This is a genomic window from Rhizobium pantanalense, assembly GCF_030182525.1.
Classification (GTDB): domain Bacteria; phylum Pseudomonadota; class Alphaproteobacteria; order Rhizobiales; family Rhizobiaceae; genus Rhizobium.
Genome location: NZ_JAQJCH010000031.1, coordinates 1,120 through 3,735, shown reverse-complemented (window position 1 = coordinate 3,735; position 2,616 = coordinate 1,120). Strand labels below are relative to the sequence as shown.

Genomic DNA, 2,616 nt, shown 5'->3' with positions numbered 1-2,616 from the left:
GAACGATCAAGCCAATCGAGCTATTAGTACCGGTAAGCTTCATGCGTTGCCGCACTTCCACACCCGGCCTATCAACGTGGTCGTCTTCCACGGCTCTGATAGGGAACACTCGTTTCCAGGTTGGTTTCCCGCTTAGATGCCTTCAGCGGTTATCCATTCCATATATAGCTACCCTGCTATGCCCTTGGCAGGACAACAGGTCCACCAGAGATATGTCCATCCCGGTCCTCTCGTACTAGGGACAGATCCTGTCAATATTCCTACACCCACGGCAGATAGGGACCGAACTGTCTCACGACGTTCTGAACCCAGCTCACGTACCGCTTTAATTGGCGAACAGCCAAACCCTTGGGACCTGCTCCAGCCCCAGGATGCGATGAGCCGACATCGAGGTGCCAAACAACCCCGTCGATATGGACTCTTGGGGGTCATCAGCCTGTTATCCCCGGCGTACCTTTTATCCGTTGAGCGATGGCCCTTCCACACGGGACCACCGGATCACTATGACCGACTTTCGTCTCTGCTCGACTTGTCAGTCTCGCAGTCAGGCGGGCTTATGCCATTGCACTCGACGACCGATTTCCGACCGGTCTGAGCCCACCATCGCGCGCCTCCGTTACTCTTTCGGAGGCGACCGCCCCAGTCAAACTACCCACCATACACTGTCCCGGATCCGGATAACGGACCGCGGTTAGACATCCATGACGATAAGGGTGGTATTTCAAGGATGGCTCCACAAGAACTGGCGTCCCTGCTTCAAAGCCTACCACCTATCCTACACATGCCGACACGAATGCCAGTGTAAAGCTATAGTAAAGGTGCACGGGGTCTTTCCGTCTGACCGCAGGAACCCCGCATCTTCACGGGGAATTCAATTTCACTGAGTCTATGTTGGAGACAGCGGGGAAGTCGTTACGCCATTCGTGCAGGTCGGAACTTACCCGACAAGGAATTTCGCTACCTTAGGACCGTTATAGTTACGGCCGCCGTTTACTGGGGCTTCGATTCAGAGCTTGCACCCCTCCTCTTAACCTTCCAGCACCGGGCAGGCGTCAGACCCTATACGTCGTCTTGCGACTTCGCAGAGCCCTGTGTTTTTGGTAAACAGTCGCTACCCCCTGGTCTGTGCCACCCTCACATGCTTGCGCACATAAGGGTCACGCTTCTTCCGAAGTTACGCGTGCAATTTGCCGAGTTCCTTCAACATAGTTCTCTCAAGCGCCTTGGTATACTCTACCTGACCACCTGTGTCGGTTTCGGGTACGGTCTATACGGTGGAGCTATTTCCTGGAACCGCGTCCCCGCCCACACAATCCAATAAGTGTGAACAAGTTAAGCAATCCGTCACTACCACCAGGCCCACGAATATTAACGTGGTTCCCATCGACTACGCGTGTCCGCCTCGTCTTAGGGGCCGGCTAACCCTGCTCAGATTAACTTTAAGCAGGAACCCTTGGTCTTTCGGCGAGAGGGTCTCTCACCCTCTTTATCGTTACTCATGTCAACATTCGCACTTCCGATACCTCCAGGACCCCTCACGGGTATCCCTTCATCAGCTTACGGAACGCTCCGCTACCACTCCTCAAAGAGGAATCCTCAGCTTCGGTGCATGGCTTCAGCCCCGTTACATTTTCGGCGCAAAGACCCTTGACTAGACCAGTGAGCTGTTACGCTTTCTTTAAATGATGGCTGCTTCTAAGCCAACATCCTGGTTGTTTTGGGATCCTCACATCCTTTCCCACTTAGCCATGACTTGGGGACCTTAGCTGGAGGTTAGGGTTGTTGCCCTTTTCACGACGGACGTTAGCACCCGCCGTGTGTCTGCCTGGTAGTACTTCCCGGTATTCGGAGTTTGGTTAGGATCAGTAAGACGGTGAGTCCCCATAGCCCATCCAGTGCTCTACCCCCGGGAGTATTCGCCAGACGCTCTACCTAAATAGATTTCGCGGAGAACCAGCTATTTCCGAGTTTGATTGGCCTTTCACCCCTAGCCACAAGTCATCCCAATCTATTGCAACAGATGCGGGTTCGGTCCTCCAGTTGGTGTTACCCAACCTTCAACCTGCTCATGGCTAGATCACTCGGTTTCGGGTCTAATGCAACAAACTATATCGCCCTATTCAGACTCGCTTTCGCTTCGCCTACACCTACCGGCTTAAGCTTGCTTGTTACACTAAGTCGTTGACCCATTATACAAAAGGTACGCCGTCACCCTTGCGGGCTCCGACTGTTTGTAGGCATCCAGTTTCAGGTTCTATTTCACTCCCCTTGTCGGGGTGCTTTTCACCTTTCCCTCACGGTACTGGTTCGCTATCGGTCATGCACGAGTACTTAGGCTTGGAGAGTGGTCTCCCCATGTTCAGACAGGATTTCACGTGTCCCGCCCTACTCTAGGACAATAAGTGTATCTACGCGTACGGGGCTGTCACCCTCTGCGGCAAACCTTTCCAGGTTCTTCCACTTTAACACTCATTGCCACTGGCCTGGTCCGCGTTCGCTCGCCACTACTTGCGGAGTCTCGGTTGATGTCCTTTCCTGCAGGTACTTAGATGTTTCAGTTCCCTGCGTTCGCTTCTTACACCCTATTTTATTCAGGTGAAGATACCTTGTTACAAT

At 53.2% G+C, this 2,616-nt stretch carries 1 rRNA gene (only partly in view); it reads right to left on the bottom strand.

What is annotated here, in order from left to right:
- Positions 1-2 precede the first annotated feature (2 nt).
- Positions 3-2,616, bottom strand: a 23S ribosomal RNA gene (locus PH558_RS33940) (it continues 199 nt past the right edge of the window).